12 protein-coding genes are annotated in these 15,440 nt (G+C 71.6%); 11 read left to right on the top strand and 1 reads right to left on the bottom strand.

Going from position 1 to position 15,440, the window contains the following annotated elements:
- The first annotated feature begins 575 nt into the window (after positions 1–575).
- From ACBJ32_RS05715 to ACBJ32_RS05670, 10 genes are all read left to right on the top strand, one after another.
- A complete protein-coding gene (locus ACBJ32_RS05715) occupies positions 576–1,277 on the top strand; it encodes a response regulator transcription factor (RefSeq protein WP_375125755.1) in 702 nt (233 codons plus the stop codon).
- An 8-nt stretch (positions 1,278–1,285) separates the two neighbouring features.
- Positions 1,286–2,731, top strand: coding sequence for a sensor histidine kinase (locus ACBJ32_RS05710; protein WP_375125754.1), 1,446 nt, complete (start codon positions 1,286–1,288; stop codon positions 2,729–2,731).
- Positions 2,732–2,821: 90 nt separating this feature from the next.
- The gene (locus tag ACBJ32_RS05705; protein ID WP_375125753.1) at positions 2,822–3,721 is read left to right on the top strand and encodes a polyphosphate polymerase domain-containing protein; all 900 of its coding nucleotides are present in this window, start codon (positions 2,822–2,824) and stop codon (positions 3,719–3,721) included.
- A gap of 6 nt (positions 3,722–3,727) precedes the next feature.
- Positions 3,728–4,405 (top strand): DUF4956 domain-containing protein, encoded by a 678-nt coding sequence (locus ACBJ32_RS05700; protein ID WP_375125752.1) that lies wholly within the window; start codon positions 3,728–3,730, stop codon positions 4,403–4,405.
- 9 nt (positions 4,406–4,414) lie between these two features.
- The gene (locus ACBJ32_RS05695) at positions 4,415–5,971 is read left to right on the top strand and encodes a CotH kinase family protein (protein WP_375125751.1); all 1,557 of its coding nucleotides are present in this window, start codon (positions 4,415–4,417) and stop codon (positions 5,969–5,971) included.
- A gap of 219 nt (positions 5,972–6,190) precedes the next feature.
- Entirely contained in the window at positions 6,191–7,993 is a 1,803-nt protein-coding gene (locus tag ACBJ32_RS05690; RefSeq protein ID WP_375125750.1) for a hypothetical protein, read from the top strand.
- A 7-nt stretch (positions 7,994–8,000) separates the two neighbouring features.
- Positions 8,001–10,109 (top strand): hypothetical protein, encoded by a 2,109-nt coding sequence (locus tag ACBJ32_RS05685; protein ID WP_375125749.1) that lies wholly within the window; start codon positions 8,001–8,003, stop codon positions 10,107–10,109.
- Entirely contained in the window at positions 10,106–11,299 is a 1,194-nt protein-coding gene (locus ACBJ32_RS05680) for a CHAT domain-containing protein (protein ID WP_375125748.1), read from the top strand. Before ACBJ32_RS05685 ends, ACBJ32_RS05680 begins: the two co-directional genes overlap by 4 nt.
- Positions 11,296–11,874, top strand: a complete 579-nt coding sequence (locus ACBJ32_RS05675; RefSeq protein ID WP_375125747.1) for a hypothetical protein — start codon at positions 11,296–11,298, stop codon at positions 11,872–11,874. Before ACBJ32_RS05680 ends, ACBJ32_RS05675 begins: the two co-directional genes overlap by 4 nt.
- Positions 11,875–11,878: 4 nt before the next feature.
- Positions 11,879–12,895, top strand: coding sequence for a hypothetical protein (locus ACBJ32_RS05670; protein WP_375125746.1), 1,017 nt, complete (start codon positions 11,879–11,881; stop codon positions 12,893–12,895).
- A 111-nt stretch (positions 12,896–13,006) separates the two neighbouring features.
- Here the strand turns inward: ACBJ32_RS05670 and ACBJ32_RS05665 are convergent, their stop codons facing one another.
- Positions 13,007–13,984, bottom strand: a complete 978-nt coding sequence (locus tag ACBJ32_RS05665; RefSeq protein ID WP_375125745.1) for a LacI family DNA-binding transcriptional regulator — start codon at positions 13,982–13,984, stop codon at positions 13,007–13,009.
- 296 nt (positions 13,985–14,280) lie between these two features.
- Between ACBJ32_RS05665 and ACBJ32_RS05660 the strand changes: the two genes are divergently transcribed.
- Positions 14,281–15,339: a family 43 glycosylhydrolase gene (locus ACBJ32_RS05660; RefSeq protein WP_375125744.1), complete on the top strand. Its 1,059-nt coding sequence runs from the start codon at positions 14,281–14,283 to the stop codon at positions 15,337–15,339.
- Positions 15,340–15,440: the final 101 nt, after the last annotated feature.

The following is a 15,440-nucleotide window of genomic DNA, read 5'->3' as shown; positions in this document are numbered from 1 at the left end:
CCGCAGCAGTTCTCCAGAGCCGGCGCGATGAGGTAGCCGGCACAAAGGCAGAAGAACCACCCCGAAAGCCCGCGGCTCCTGCCACCTTTCCTCACTCAACCGCCTCAGCCCTCTCGCTCTGCTTCGTCATGCCTTGAACCGACACATCAGCAGCACGATCGTCTGAATGGAGCTGGACGTGCGTAGAAGAGAACATCTCGGCAGGAGGCCGCCGGTCGTCCTGACCGCTGGGCTCCTCACCACCGGCGGAATGGTGGCCGCGCTCAACGGGTTCCGCGACAACACCTCCTCGCCTACGCCTGCGGCCCGCCCGAGACCAACACCACCAGCCCCACCTCGGGTCCGCGCGGACCTTCGGCGGCATGCCGTTCGCGGCAGGGCGAGATGATCGGCATGGGCGGCTTCATGGGGTCCGACCCCGCGCCGACCGCCGAGCAGCTCGACCCCGCTGGGTCGAGAGCGACACCTCGGACAGGTCATCGTTCGGCGGCGGCCAGGCTCTCTACCGATGCGACTCATGATCCGGCGGCGACGCTTCACACGTTGCTCTCACCATGAGCGTGTAGAACGAGGTCGTGAACGAACAACCTGCCGCGAAAGTCCTGGTCGTCGATGACGAGCCGAACATTCGCGAGCTGCTGTCGGAGGCTCTGGAGCTGAACGGCTTCGCCGTGCGGACCGCCTGCGACGGGCGCCAGGCGCTGGCGGAGGTGGCCCTCGAGCGGCCCGACATCATCGTGCTGGACGTGATGATGCCCGGCCTGGACGGGTTCACGGTCGCCCGCAAGCTGCGCGAAGCCGGCGACAACCCCATGATGCTGTTCCTGACCGCCAGGGACACGGTGTCCGACCGGATCGCGGGGCTGACCGCCGGTGGTGATGACTACGTGACCAAGCCGTTCAGCCTGGAAGAGGTGGTGCTGCGGCTGCGGGCGATCATGCGCAGGATGCGGCCCGTGGAGGAGCAGGTCGACGACGGTGTGCTGCGGTACGCGGATCTGGAGCTCGACGAGCAGGCCCACAGCGTGCGGCGGGCCGGGCGGCCGATTCATCTGTCACCGACGGAATTCAGCCTGCTGAGATACCTCATGATCAACGCCGAGCGGGTGGTCAGCAAGGCGCAGATCCTCGACCGCGTGTGGGACTTCGACTTCGACGGCGAGAGCAGGATCGTCGAGTCCTACATCAGCTACCTGCGACGGAAGATCGACGCCGAGGGCCCGCCGCTGATCCACACGCTGCGCGGCGTCGGCTACCGGCTGCAGGGACCCTCGTGAGACCGGCCTTGCCTCTGCGGCATCGGCTGCTGATCGCGCTGCTGGGGCTGTGCGCGGCCGGGCTGGCGGCCTTCGCCACGGCGAGCGTGCTGCTCCTGGACCGCTCGCTGTTGGCGAGGGTGGACGCCCAGCTGACCGAGGTGGCCACCACGTTCGGCCGGCGCCCGGTACCCCCTCCGCCGCCGGTCGGCAGGGGCCGGGCCGTAGAGCTTCCGACGCAGTTCAGGATCGCCTTCTACGATCCTTCCGGGACTCTGCTGCGCAACCTGCCCACGGAGGACACGAGCGGCCCGGCCATCCCGCCTGCCGTGGTCTCCACGGCCCCGCGGGGTCCCGTCACCGTGCCCGCCAGGACGGGCCCGGAGCAGTGGCGGGTGCTGGTGAAGAGCCTGCCCGACGGCACCCGGATGACGGTGTCGATGTCGCTGGAGCCCAACCGGGCGACCGTGCACCAGATCCTGGTCATCGAGGTGGCGGTGGGCAGCCTGGTGCTGCTGCTGCTCGGCGCGCTCGCCCTCGCGGTGGTGCGCCTCGGGCTGCGCCCGCTCACCCGCATGGAACGCACGGCCGAGGCCATCGCCGGCGGGGACCTCGACCGCAGAGTCGATGACACCGACCCGGCGACCGAGAGCGGGCGGCTCGGCAGGGCGCTCAACATCATGCTGGAGCGCCTGGCGACCGCGCTGCGCGAGTCCGAGCGTTCCGAGCGGCGGCTGCGGCACTTCGTCGCCGACGCCTCCCACGAACTGCGCACGCCGCTCACCTCGATCCGGGGCTTCGCCGAGCTCTACCACCACGGCCAAGGCTCCCGGGACCCGGCGGCCGAACGGCTGTTGCGCAGGATCGAGGCCGAGGCCGCCCGCATGGGCGTCCTGGTCGAGGACATGCTGCTGCTGGCCCGCATGGACCAGGAGCCCACGCTGGAGCCTGCCGTCGTGGACCTGCACGTGCTGGCCGGGGACGTGGTGCACGCCGCCCGGGCCCGAGACCGGGGTCGGCCCATCCGGCTGGCCGTCTCCGACGAGCCGGTGTTCGTGCTCGGCGATGAGCACCGGCTGCACCAGGTCATCGCCAACCTGGTCGGCAACGCCGTCCAGCACACGGCCGCGGGAGCGGAGGTCCGGGTCGAAGTCGGCCCGCGCGCGGTCGCCGGGGTGCCCGCTCCCGGGGTGGTGCACGTCGGTTCCGGACCCGCCCCTCACGCCAGGGCCGCGCTGATCGAGGTGCGCGACGAAGGGCAGGGCATCGATCCCGAGCACCTGCCGCACCTGTTCGACCGCTTCTACCGGGCCGACGCGGGCCGCTCGCGCGACAGCGGCGGAACCGGGCTGGGCCTGGCCATCGCCGCGGCGCTCGTGCAGGCGCACGGCGGCCGGATCGAGGTGACGAGCGTTCCAGGCCACGGCACCACCTTCCGCGTCGTTCTACCGCTCGAGCAGCCGCAGGGCGACTGAACCCACCGGTCATTCACCTTCACGTCAGACGCGGTTCACACACTATTCCCAGCTTCGTGCTGTCAGATGTGTGCTGGCGAAAGGAGGGACATGCTGAAATGGTTCCGCAAACCAGCCGTTTCCGCAGCTGGCAGCAGCGATCAGCCCTTGTCCGGCGCGGAGATGGACGGTGACCAGGGCCACCGGCTGCGGGCACCGAGCAAGCTGCACGCGTTCAACCGGTACGAGATCAAGTACCTCGTGGACGCGGCGGAGGCGGTCGAACTGCGGCAGGAGATCGAGCAGCGGCTCGATCGCGACCGGCACAGCGGCGATGCGGGCTACGGCGTCTGGAGCGTCTACTACGACACCCGGCAGCTGCGCTTCTACTGGGAGAAGATCGAAGGGCTGAAGTTCCGCAGGAAGCTGCGGGTGCGCCACTACGGCGACAGGTTCGCCGTAGGCGACGACACGCCGGTGTTCATCGAGATCAAGCAGCGGGTCAACCGGGTCACGCAGAAGCGCCGGGTACGGCTGCCGTACCGGGACGCGCTGCGCCTGTGTGACGGACGGCAGATGGCCGAGCACGCCCCTTCCCAGCGGGCCTTCCTGGAAGAGGTGCTCGACCTGGTGCTCCGCCTGGACCTGCGGGCCGTCGCGATGACCGGCTACCAGCGGCACGCGTACCTGGGGCGCGACGCGGACGTGGGCCTGCGTGTCACCTTCGACCACCGCGTCCGCGGCCGGGACCGGGACTTCCACCTCGGCGCCGACGCCGAGAACCGGCTCATCGTGCCCGCCCGCAAGGCGATCGTGGAGGTCAAGGCCAACGAGCGGGTGCCGTACTGGCTGACCGACCTGACCGCGAAGCGGAACCTGCAGGTGGTGCGGGTCTCCAAGTACTGCCAGAGCGTGGAGGCCCACGGCCTGGCGCCGCGCTCGATCTTCCACGTTCCCGACCATGATCTCGATCTCGGCCGCGACCGGTCGAGCGTTCTCTCGGAGGCCTGACCCCCCATGGACTTCTCCTTCCAGGACCTGTCCGGCACGTTCAGCGTGGCTGACATCGCGATCGCGATGTCCCTGTCGTTCGTGCTCAGCGCGGTGATCGGCTGGGTGTACCGGGCGACGCACCGCAACGTCTCCTACAGCCAGTCGTACGTGCAGACGCTGGTCGTCCTCGGCATGCTGATCTCGCTCATCATGCTGGTCGTCGGCTCGAACATCGCCCGCGCCTTCGCCCTGGTCGGCGCCCTGTCGGTGGTGCGCTTCCGCAACGCCATCAAGGAGACCCGCGACGTCGGGTTCATCTTCCTGGTGATGGGCGTCGGCATGGCCGTCGGCACCCGTTTCTACCTGCTGGCCGTCGTGGCCGCCGCGGCGATCTCACTGATCATCATGGTCATGCACCGGTTCAACTGGTTCGCGCTGAACGTGCGGCGTCAGGTCGTCAAGGTCCAGGTGCCGTCGGACGAGGACCTCACCCCCTCGATCCAGGACGTGCTCATCCGGCACACCGACGAGTTCGAGCTGGTCAGCATGGAGTCGATCAGGGCGGGCGCGCTCACCGAGCTCATGTACACCGTGAAGGTCAAGAAGGGCAGCGAGCCCGCCGACCTGATCGCCGCCCTGCGCGAGCGCAATCACGGCCAGTCGGTCACCGTCCTGACCGGATACGACCAGACCGACCTGTAGGCACCGCACATGGCGCACTCCAAGCAGCTCAAGCACCGCATCCCGGTCAAGCTCCGGCACAACTGGAAACTGCTCGCGCTGTGCGTGGCGTTCCTGGCGGCGTGCTGGGGCGTGTTGGGCAGCGGTACCATCCGCCCGTACGTCACCACCGCGCGGGCCGCCGAGGCCGACACCGTCACCACGAACCTGACCGGCACCAAGAACCTGTTCGACGCCTCCGTGGCGCACGAGGTGCAGCTCACCTTCACCGACCAGGCGTACGAGGACATGCTGACCGAATACTTCAAGGAAGGCGAGAAGAAGTACGTCGAGGCGGACCTGACCATCGACGGCACCCGCATCCCCAGCGTGGGCGTCCGGCTCAAGGGCAACTCCACCCTGGCGGGCCTGACCTGGAGGGGACAGTCCAAGCAGCGCGCCATGACCGGCGGCGGTCAGCGGCCGGAGGGTCTGCCCGAGGGCTTCCGGCCGCCCGGCATCGGGCAGCGGGGAAACGGCGGGCCGCCCGGAGGCGGCATGATGCGGTCGACCCTGAAGGCCGAGGAGCCGGAGAACCTGCCGTGGCTGATCAGCTTCGACGAGTTCGTGGAGGGCCGCCGCTACCAGAATCACAGCCAGGTGGCCGTGCGACCGGCCGCGACGGGCTCGACGACGATGCTGAACGAGGCACTGGGCATCGCGCTGGTCGGCGCCTCGGGCGAGCCGACCCAGCGCTCCGCCTACAGTTCCTTCACCGTCAACGGCCGCTCCTCTCCCCCGCGCCTGGTGGTGGAGTACCTGGACGAGGGCTACGCGGAAGGTCTCGGTGACGGCGTGCTGTACAAGTCGCTGGCCACCGGCTCCTTCACCTACAAGGGCGAGGACCAGACCGAGTACACCACCGACTTCAAGCAGATCAACAAGGTCGGCGGCAAGGATCTGCAGCCGGTCATCGAGCTGGTCAAATGGGTGAACGAAGCCTCCGGCGCCGAGTTCGCCGAGGGCCTGGCCCACCGCCTGGACGTGCAGTCGTTCGCCCGCTACCTGGCCCTGCAGCACATCATGGCCAACTTCGACGACATGGCCGGGCCCGGCAAGAACTACTACCTGTGGTACGACTCGGGCACCGAGAAGTTCAAGGTCATCACCTGGGACCTCAACCTCGCCCTCAACGGCGACGCCACGAGCGGCGTGAACGACACGATCACGATGGGCGGCTTCGGCCGGGGACGTCCCCAGCAGGAGCAGCAGCAGGGCCGGCCCCCTGAAGGCTTCACCCCTCCCGGCGGCGGGGAGCAGGGGCGTCCAGGCGGCGGGGGCATGATGCGCATGGGCCACCCCTTGAAGGAGAAGTTCCTCCAGAACGCCACCTTCAAGAAGCTCTACGAGGAGCAGTACCGCGCGCTGTACACCAACCTGCTCGCCGACGGCACCGCCTCCGGCCTGCTGGACGACCTCGTCGCCGCCTACAAGCTGAACGAGCGGGCCGACACCGCCAAGGCCGACGCCGAGGCGAAGACCCTGCGCACGTTCCTGCGGACCCGGATCGAGACTCTGCGCTCCGACGAGGCGATCACCGGCGCCTGACACTCACGCGGTGATGGAACCCCAGGCCCGCCCCCGTCGATCGCAGGACCCGGGGCGGTTCGCCTGGGGCGTGTGCCCCTGCCATGGCGAGACGCTCGCCGTCCACGGCGACGTCTCGAGGAGCCCTGGGTGACCGACCGCGACTGGCCGGTTCCGGACAACGACCTCGTGCGGCGGCGGAATCCGGATAGGGTCGCCTCAGCAGGGAGGGAGTCGGCCGTGGTGGCAACCGCGTCGGTGGTCACGCCGGCGGTGGCTGCTGTGGCAGCGGTCGTGACTCTGGTGAACGTCCAGGAGTTCAAACGCCGGTGGTTGCCCTCGCAACTGCCCAAGGAGATCGCGCGGCCTGTTCACCGCACGTACAGCCCGGGCGTGGCGGTGCTCCTCGGGGCGATCGGCGTCGGGGTCACCTCGCTGCTCGCTCCGCTGCTCGCCCGGCTCGGGCACGCCGGTACGGCGGGGATCGTGCTCGGCTCCGTCCTCGGGCTCGCCCTCGGCGTCGCCGGGCTGAGCTTTCTCGGGCTCGGCGCCGCCGCCCACGCTCTGCTGTGGCCGCTGGACCCGTTGATCGTGTACGGGTGGGCGGCGCCGCTGGCCGCGGGCGGCATCGTCAGGTTCCTCCATCTCGCCGAGCACGACCGCCGCGGCGCCTGGGGGATGATCGTCATGATGAACCGGTACGGGCCGGTCATCAGGGGCACCGCTCCGGCCGAGCCGTTCTGGCGGGCCGCCGGGCTGCTGGGCGGGCTCGCGCCGCTCGCCGTCGTGGTCGTGGCCGGTCAGGGACTCGGCCTGGCCGACCGCGCCGCCCTGGTCGCCGCCGGCGTGCTCGTAGCCGTTCACGCCGCCTGGACGGACGTGCGTTCCCTGGTCATCCCCGAGCGGCTCGCCCGGCTGATCCGCCTGGCGTGCACCGCTCTGCTTCGCTGCGGCACCGTCGTGGTGGCCGCCGGGCCTGTCGGCGCGGCCTGCGCGGAGCTGTGGAGCGGTGGCCCCACCGGTGTCGCCGGAGGGTTGCTCCTGGCCGCTTGGGCGACCCTTCCGTGGCTGCTGCTCGAGCTGGCCTCGCGCCTCGGCCGCGTTCTGCCGGCACCCGTACGGATCGCCGCGACGCTGATCCGCGCACCCTTGACCGGCGGGTTCGCGGCTGTCGCCGTGGCGGCCTGCCACCCGCGTCCCGGGCTCGCCATCGCCGCCCTGTTCCTGGCCGCCGCGGAGGCCGCGACCCTCGCAGCCGGACGCGGCCGAGCCGTTCCGTGGGACCTGTCCTACCGCTCGTCCGCCGGCTTCCTGGCCGGCGACCCCGACCGGGCTCGAACGCTGGCCGGGAAATGGCTGCGCGACTCGATACTCAACCGCCCCGCCCGTCCGGACCTCAACCTGATCCGCGCCCTCGCCAAGCGCGCGGCCCTCGCCTCGCGCGGCGACAGCACAGGAGATCCCGCTCACCGGACCGGCCTGGACGCCCTGTGCTGGACCGACCTCGCCGATCGGCTGCTCGACCTGGTCGACAGTGAGGTGAGCCCCCGCTACCCGGCCAGGCACCGGGCCCGGCTGGCCCTCGCCACCGGCAACGCCCGCGCGGACGTGTCGTGGAGCCGCGCGATCGTGCTCACCCGTGCCGCGGCCTGGGACCAGGCGTGCCGCCAATGGCGTGACTGCGCGACCCGCCACCTGCTCCTCGGCCATCCCGCGCACGAGCTGTTCGCCCACACCATGATCACCCTTCTGCTCGTCCGCCTCGGGCGGACCGCCGACGCGGCGAGGTCCTTCGAACGGCTCCAGCGGGCGGGAACGACCGTCCCCGTCTTACGCGCCTGCGTCGCACTGGCCGGAGCGGCCGTCACCGGTGGCCCCGCCCTCCCGGAACCGCCGGTGACGGCCCGCGCTCTGCGCTCCGCGTGGCGGGGCGAGCCCGCAGGCCGCCTGCGTTCCAACTGGACCCCCGAGGAGAGCGCCCTGGTCCTGGCCGGCCAGGCGGCCCACCCGCGCACCGGCTCCGCCGCGGGCGTGGCGAGGTGATCGGCCGATGACGACCCCCCGCTCCGCCCGCGCCCTCTACCTCTACGCCGCGATCCTGCCCCTGGTCATGACCGCCATCGCGTGGACCACCGGCCGGCTGGGCCGCCCGGACGTCACGGTCGCCGCGGCCTTGTGCGTCACCGCGAACTACGTGCTGCAGTACCGCGCCTACGGGACCCTGACGGAGGTCATGCGCGGGCTGCGGCTCAGGAGCGAGCTGTCGTTCGCGAGCCTGCAGGCCTTCGTCGGCCTGTTCCTCGGCAGCCTGGTCGGGAAGCTGTGGGACGCGCTGCCCGCCCTCCACGGGAACGAGCTGTGGACCGCCCTCGCCATCGTGCTGGTCACGTTCCTCGCCGCCCCGGTCTACAAGCTCCGCCTGCATCCTGTCGTCTGGCTGCTGTCCGGCCCCTACCGGGCCCTGTTCGACAAGGGTGTCCTGGTGTTCTACGCCGCGCTCGTCACCTCCTCTCCCGGGCTGTTGTGGCTGGCGTTGTGGCTGGCGCTCCTCGACCTGCCCGGTTCCCTGGGCATGGCGATCCAGTCGCGTTCCCCGGGGTGGGAAGCCCGGGCCAACGACGCGCACCAGTACCTCGTCGGTGACGCCGAGGCCCGGCGGACCCTGTTCGAGGAGCCCTGGCTGAGAGACTTCGTGCTCGCCCGGCCCGACCGTCCCGACCTCGGCTTCATCCACACGCTCGCCCACGAGGCCACCCGATCGGTCCAGCAGACGCGTGCCATGACCCTCGACCTCAGCGGGATGAGCGCGTTCACCGGCCGTCCTGGGCTCCGTTCGCTCGACTGGGTCGATGCCGCCCTCGCCCTCCTCACCCGTGCCGAATCGGCGATCCCCGGCACGGCCGGGGCCCGCCGCCGGTTCCGGCTCGCCCGCGCCCACTGCGCCTACTCCCGGGCCCTCATCTACTTCGCCACCGGCCACCGCGACGAGTTCCGGGTGTCCTTCACCGAAGCGTGCACGATCTGGCGGCAGGAAGGTCACCAGGACCTCGCCGCCGCGGAGAGCGCGGTGACCTATCTCAGCTCGGGCGGCGAGAAGCTGTTCCGCCTCCTGACGCCCGCCGACGGCCTCGCCCTCCTCGACCCGCTCGTCCACGACCCCGCGCTCACCCCCCTCGCCCGGCGCCGCGTCCTGCTCGCCGCCTCCCTCGTCCACCAGGAGCTCGGCGACCCCGAACTGGCCACGCGGTTGAAGGCCGAAGCCTTCGCCCAACGGCAGCGCCTGGGCGACAGCCGCCGCCTCCTGAGCCAGTACCGAGCCGCCGGCCTGCCCCGCAAGCGGTCGGCGATCGCCACCGCGGGCCGGCTCCTGGACGCGGCGACCGGCCCGTTCGCCGATATCACCCTGTTCGCACCCTCCAGCGCCCCCGCCATCGCCCTGGACGGCTGGCCGCCGAGCCAGGCGCGCGACCGCGCCGCGCTCGGCCGGCGGATGTGGGATCTGGGACGCCGCGACCAGGCGGAGGCGCTGCTCATGGAGGCCGCCCGGCTGCTGCGGGCCGGCGACCAGCTCATCACCGCGTTCTACGTCCTGCTGGAGCTGGGCCGCGCCCAGCACGGCACAGCACCCTCCCGCGCCTACCGCGCGCTCGATCAGGCCGCCGAGGTCTATGAGACGCTCCGGATGCGGATCCTGGACGACGAGTTGCGGCTCAGCACGGGAGCCGCCGTAGAACGTCTGACGCTCCTCACGCTCGATCTGCTCCTGGACGCGCCGGGAGGCGACGGTGACTCCTGGCCGCGAGCACCACGCGCGGAAGCGTTCGCCCTGATCGAGCGGGCCCGCTCCCGCGAGCTGCTGGAACTGCTCGGCACCACTGTCCCGCCCGCCGGCACCGCCCCGCCGGACCTGCTCGCCGCCGAGGCCCGGGCGCGGCGGGCCGTCGCCGACAGGCGGGCCGCCCTCGCCGTCGCGGACACCCCGGCCGGCAGCGAGAGCGCGCTGCGGGGCCTGCGCGAGGCGTTGTCCGCCCTCTCGGCGGCCCGGGCCCGCATCGCCGCCGTCGACCTGGCAGGGGAGGAGTACGTGAGCCTGTCGCGCGGCACCCCGCTCACCTTCGCCGAGGTGAAGGCGTTGCTGCGCCCCGAGGAGTCCGGGTGAGAACCGTTCTGGCCGAGTACTTCGTCACCGAGCGGGAGACCCTCCTGTTCCTCCTGGACGCCGACGCCGACGAGCCACGCACCGAACGCATCCCTCTCACTCGTGAGGCCCTGCGCGCCCACACCGCCGACCTGGCCGGCGCCGTGCACGCCGGCCGCACCTCACCCGCCGAAGGGCCGCTGGCCGCGCTCACCGCCCCGCTCGCCCAGGCCAGCGCGCCCGGCGACCTCCTATGGATCGTCCCGCACGACACGCTCCACTATCTGCCGTTCAGCATGTTCCCCGTGGACGGCGCTCCCCTGGCGGCCCGCAACCCTCTGTGCACCACGCCCAGCGCCACCGTCATGGGCTACTGCCAGGCCAAGCACGACCCGTCGCGGCGACGCGTGCTCGCCTACGCCGACACCGCGCCCGACCGGCCGCTGCCGCATGCGCGCCGCCAGGCCGAAGCGCTCGCCCTCGTCTTCGGCGACGACACCGTCGTCCGGCTCGGCCCGCACGCCACCTCGGCAGCCCTCGACACCGACCTCGCGCCGGGGCCCGCGCGCATCCTCCACTTCGGCTGCCACGGAACGTTCGTGCCCGGCTCACCTCTCCGTTCCGGCATCACCCTCGCCGACGGCGATCTCACCGCCGAGCGCATCCTCAGCCGTTCCCTCCCCGCGGACCTCGTCACGCTCAGCGCCTGCGAGAGCGGTGTCAACGCCCGCCATCCCGGCGACGAGCTCGTCGGCCTCACCCGTTCGCTGATCTACGCCGGGGCGGCCTCGGTCCTCGTCACCCTCTGGTCCGTCGACGAGCTGTCGACCAGCCTGCTGATGGCCGACTTCTACCGCGAGCTCGCGGCCGGCGCCGGAAAGGCCGTCGCGCTCCAGCGCGCTCAGAACACGCTGCGGTCGATCACCGGCGACGAGGTGATCCGCCGGTGCGAGCAGGCGCCGGGCTCCTACGCCGAGGACATCGCCGACGTACGGTTCCGCTGCGGCGACTTCGCCGCGGCCCGCGCCGCCTACAGCCGCCTCCTCGACGGCGCCGGTCCGGACGACGACCGCGCGGCCCGGCTCCAGGCGGCGGAGACGCGCAGCAGGTGGGCGGCCACCGCCGCGGACCGTCCCCCCGACTACGAACGGCAGATCTACCGTGATCCCTATCATTGGGCCGCATTCGTATTGGTTGGTGACTGGCGATGAGCCCGACACTGCTGTCCGAAGCCGATGGCTTCTTCACCGCCCTGCCGTGGCGGACGGGGCTCGAGGCGGCCCGCACGGCTCTGGAGTCCGGCAGCCTCGGGATCGTCCACGATGACGCCGGCCACCCGGTCGCGGCCGTCCGGCACGCCGACCTGATCGACGTCGCCGCACCCGACCTGCGCGCGGCCGTGCCGCGCCTGGCACCCGTCATCGAGGTGGACGCCGACATGACCTTCGCCGAGTTCGCCGCCTCGCCCTCGGTCACCCTGCTCGACCTCGGCGCGAGGGTTCTCGTGCTTCGAGAGGGGGCGCGTACCGTCGGGGTCGTCCCGGCCGAGGTGTTCGCCGCGCATCTCGCCTCACCGGACTTCAGGCCACCGGCACCCGTCATGGCCGGAGCGGGCGGCCTCGGCGACCCCGCCCTCCCCGGACAGCCGCGGACCGGCCTGGCGCCCGTCGTCTGTCAGGAACCCGGATGCGGCCATCTCAACCGGCTCGCCGCGTACCGGTACAACGCGCCGCCCTGGTGCCAGCGTCCGGAACCGCCCCGCCACCGGCTGCGGACGGGAGGCTGAGGGCGTGCTCGGCGCCGTGGTCAAGGAGGCCGGTGGGCTGCTCGACCGCCGCTTCTTCCTCAACGGCCTGCTTCCCGTGCTGGCGTTCCTCGGCTGCTGTCTCCTCACCGTGGCCGCCGCGCGGGGAGGAGTCGTCGCCGCGGTGACCGCCTGGCAGCGACAGGACGCCACCATCAAGACCGTTCACGTCCTGGCGTTCCTCGTCGTCGCGCTCCTCGCCGCCGCGTGGCTGGCCAGCGCCGCGACCACCCTCGTCCGGCTCTACGAGGGCTACTGGCCCGGCCTGATCGGCGCTCCCCTGCGCGCCCTCGGCCTGCGCTGGCACCGCCGCCGCCTGGGCGCGCTCGACCCCTGCGACGACGCGGACTACGCCCGCCTCCACACCAGCTATCCCGGCGACCCCTCCGAGGTCATGCCGACCCGCCTCGGCAACATCCTCAAGAACGCCGAACTCCACCCCGAGGACCGTTACGGCCTCGACGCGGTCGTCGTCTGGCCGCGCCTGTATCCGCTGCTTCCCGAGGAGCAACGTGCCGCGCTCATCGCCGCCCGCACCGAGCTGGAGTTCTTCCTCACCGTCTCCGCCCTCGCCGCCGTCTACAGTGCCGCCTCCGGAATCTTCCTGCTCATCGCCGGTGCCGCGCCCGGCCTGTTCCTCCTCTGCCACGCCACCGGCGGCGCCGTCGCCCTCCTCACCTACCGGGCCGCTCTGCCCAGCGCCCGGCTCTACGGCCAGCAGGTCAAGGTCACCTTCGACGTCCACCGCGCTCTCCTGCTCACGGCCATCGACCGGCAGGACACGGCAGACCACGATGAGCGCCTTGTCTGGCAGGCTCTGGCCCGCCACTGGTATCGCGGCATCCCCCTGGCCGCCACCTTCCACGCGGCCGCGAGCCTCCCTCCCGACGAGCCGCCCCCGGACGACCCGCCCGGCCATCCCCGCCGGGCGCTCCCACCGACGGCCGTCGTCCTCGCCGCCCTCCTCGCCACGAGCGCCCTCGGCACCCTGCTGCTCCGATGAACCAAGGGTTCTGCCGCGCGGCCCGGCACCCGGCGATCTTCGAGCGGCGCACGGTGGCAGAGCGGCCTCGAACGGGACGTGCGGGTGCGACGGCGTCTCGGTGGCCGCGGCCTAGGTGGAGGAACGCCGGACGACCTGCGGGATGACGGGGGTGAGAGCGGCGTCGAGCCGCTGGCCCGACAGGCCCGCGACGACCGCTTCGGCGCGTTGCCTGCCGGCTTGGTGCAGGTCGTAGCAGACGGTGGTGAGCGGCGGGGTCGCCAGCCGCGCGGTCGGGATGTCGTCGGCTCCGATGACGGCCAGGTCGGCGGGGGCGGACAGGCCGTGGTGCCGCAAGCCGGCCAGGACGGCGATGGCGGTCTCGTCGTTGAAGGCGCAGACGCCGGTGACGGATCGCTCGGTCCAGCGGGTCACGGCCTGGGCCGCGCTCGCGATCTCCAGCGTCGTGGTCTGCACGACGGGCGGGTCGATGCCGGCTGCGGCGCAGGCGTCGGCGACGCCGCGCAGGCGTTCCTCGGCCATCTCGCGGAAGCCGGCGTGTCCTGGCGCGGCATAGCCGAGGCGCCGGTGCCCGAGGCTGATCAGGTGGTCCGCCTGCGCGCGTCCGACATGCCCCGTCGAGGCGGGCCTGTCGGCCTCGGAGGGAATCACGACGCGCGCGCCCGCCCGGTAGAGAGCCTGGACGGTGTCGTGGTCGAACGGGTCGAAGCCGATGACGGCCGAGGCGTCGACGCTCGCGCACACGTCCGGCAGCGGCCGCCCGTGGGCTCCGGCGAGGTGGGTGACCAGAGTCAGGCCGTAGGCGGCGAGTGCGGTGGCGAGCTCCTCGACGAAGCGGCTGATCCCCGACCCGATGGGCAGGTCGGGGATGGACAGCAGGACGACGTCGCTGCGCCCGGCCGCGAGGGAGCGCGCCGAGGCGTGCGGCCGGTAGTCCAGCCGCTGAGCGGCCTCCAGCACGCGGCGCCTGGTCTCCTCGGTGATCGACAGTCCCGGCCGGTCGTTGAGCACGAAGCTGACCGTGGCGCGGGAGACGCCGGCGGCCCGGGCCACGTCGGAGCTGGTGATCCGCTTGGCGGGTCGCGTCATGCACCCTCTCCTTGAGCTGAGCGGCACGGCCTTGCTGACGTCTCATGGTAGAGCTTGCCGGGTAACGCGCGTAACCAGAGCCGAGCCGCCCTGCTTCCGGGCGCTGTGTGGCTGTTGCGCAGTCGTTACGGGATGACGTCTTGCCTTCGTCGCGACACTCGCTGTTAACGTATTAACGCGCGTAGGTAACGCGCGTAAACGATGCGAACCGGTTCGGTTCGCCGTCTCTTTCTGTCATGCCGTTCGCGAAGCCTGCCTCGTTCCGGTGAGGCGCCCAGAGCTCGAAGGATCAGAACGTGAGCGATCATCTCCAGAGGTGCATCCGGCCGGGGCAGCCGTGGCTCGACACCAAGGGCGAGCGCATCCAGGCCCATGGCGGGTCCATCCTGCACCTCGACGGCACCTTCTACTGGTACGGGGAGAACAAGGAGAAGACCGTCACCGGCAGCGGCATCTGGCATTGGGGCATCCGCTGCTACGCCTCCAAGGACCTGTACAACTGGGAGGACCGCGGCCTGATCATCCCGCCCCGGCCCGACGACCCCGACAGCCCCCTGCATCCGGCCAGGCAGGTCGACCGGCCGCACATCGTCCACGACCGGCGAACCGGCCGGTTCGTCTGCTGGCTCAAGATCATGGGCGAGGTGCAGGAGTCCACGGTGCTGGTCGCCGACGCCCTCGAGGGGCCGTACCGGATCGTACGCACCGGCCTGCGGCCGCTCGGCATGAGCGCCGGCGACTTCGACCTGGTCGTCGACCCCGACGACGGCAGGGGCTACTACTACTTCGAGCGCGTGCACAGCGAGCTCGTCTGCGCCGACCTCACCGCCGACTACACCGACGTGAGCGGCTCGTACTCCACCCACTTCCCGCACCCGCACCCGCCGTACGTGCGCGAGGCCCCTGCCTACTTCCGCCGGGGCGACAAGCATTACCTGTTCACCTCGGGAACCTCGGGCTACTTCCCCAACCCGAGCGAGGTCGCCGTCGCCGGCACCTACCACGGCCCCTGGACGGTGCTGGGCGACCCCCATCCGGGCGATGCGACCGGCACCTCCTACCGGTCGCAGATCTCCTCGGTCTTCAAGCATCCCCACAAGCAGGACCTGTACATCGCGCTGGCCGACCGGTGGCTGCCGGACCTGCCCGCCGAGGTCTCCGCCAAGGTGCTCGACCGCATGGCGGCCATGTACGGCGGCGCACAGGACGACGGCGCGAGCGCGGCCGAGGCGCCGCCCGGCCTGCTGGAGCCGAGCACCGCGGTCGCGGACTACGTCTGGCTGCCGATCCGCTTCGACGGCGACATGCCCTACCTCGATTGGCACGACGAATGGCGCATCGAGGATTTCGGCTGATCGCACACCCTGCCGGCGCCGGGGACGGTCGTCACGCGCTGGGCGCGACCCAGAGCACCTGGCCCCGCGGCCCCCTTCCCCCTCCCGTCTCACCCTCTGTG

Origin of the sequence: Nonomuraea sp. GTA35 (genome assembly GCF_041950525.1) — a bacterium.
In the GTDB taxonomy this organism is placed as follows: domain Bacteria; phylum Actinomycetota; class Actinomycetes; order Streptosporangiales; family Streptosporangiaceae; genus Nonomuraea.
Note: the sequence above shows the minus strand (reverse complement) of the source record. Positions and strands in the feature narration are given on the sequence as shown.

Excerpts from the sequence above, each read along its gene's own strand:
- ACBJ32_RS05675 (WP_375125747.1), top strand. The coding sequence starts at position 11,296 with ATGAGCCCGACACTGCTGTCCGAAGCCGATGGCTTCTTCACCGCCCTG.
- ACBJ32_RS05695 (WP_375125751.1), top strand. The coding sequence starts at position 4,415 with ATGGCGCACTCCAAGCAGCTCAAGCACCGCATCCCGGTCAAGCTCCGG.
- ACBJ32_RS05665 (WP_375125745.1), bottom strand. The coding sequence starts at position 13,984 with ATGACGCGACCCGCCAAGCGGATCACCAGCTCCGACGTGGCCCGGGCC.
- ACBJ32_RS05700 (WP_375125752.1), top strand. The coding sequence starts at position 3,728 with ATGGACTTCTCCTTCCAGGACCTGTCCGGCACGTTCAGCGTGGCTGAC.
- ACBJ32_RS05705 (WP_375125753.1), top strand. The coding sequence starts at position 2,822 with ATGCTGAAATGGTTCCGCAAACCAGCCGTTTCCGCAGCTGGCAGCAGC.
- ACBJ32_RS05685 (WP_375125749.1), top strand. The coding sequence starts at position 8,001 with ATGACGACCCCCCGCTCCGCCCGCGCCCTCTACCTCTACGCCGCGATC.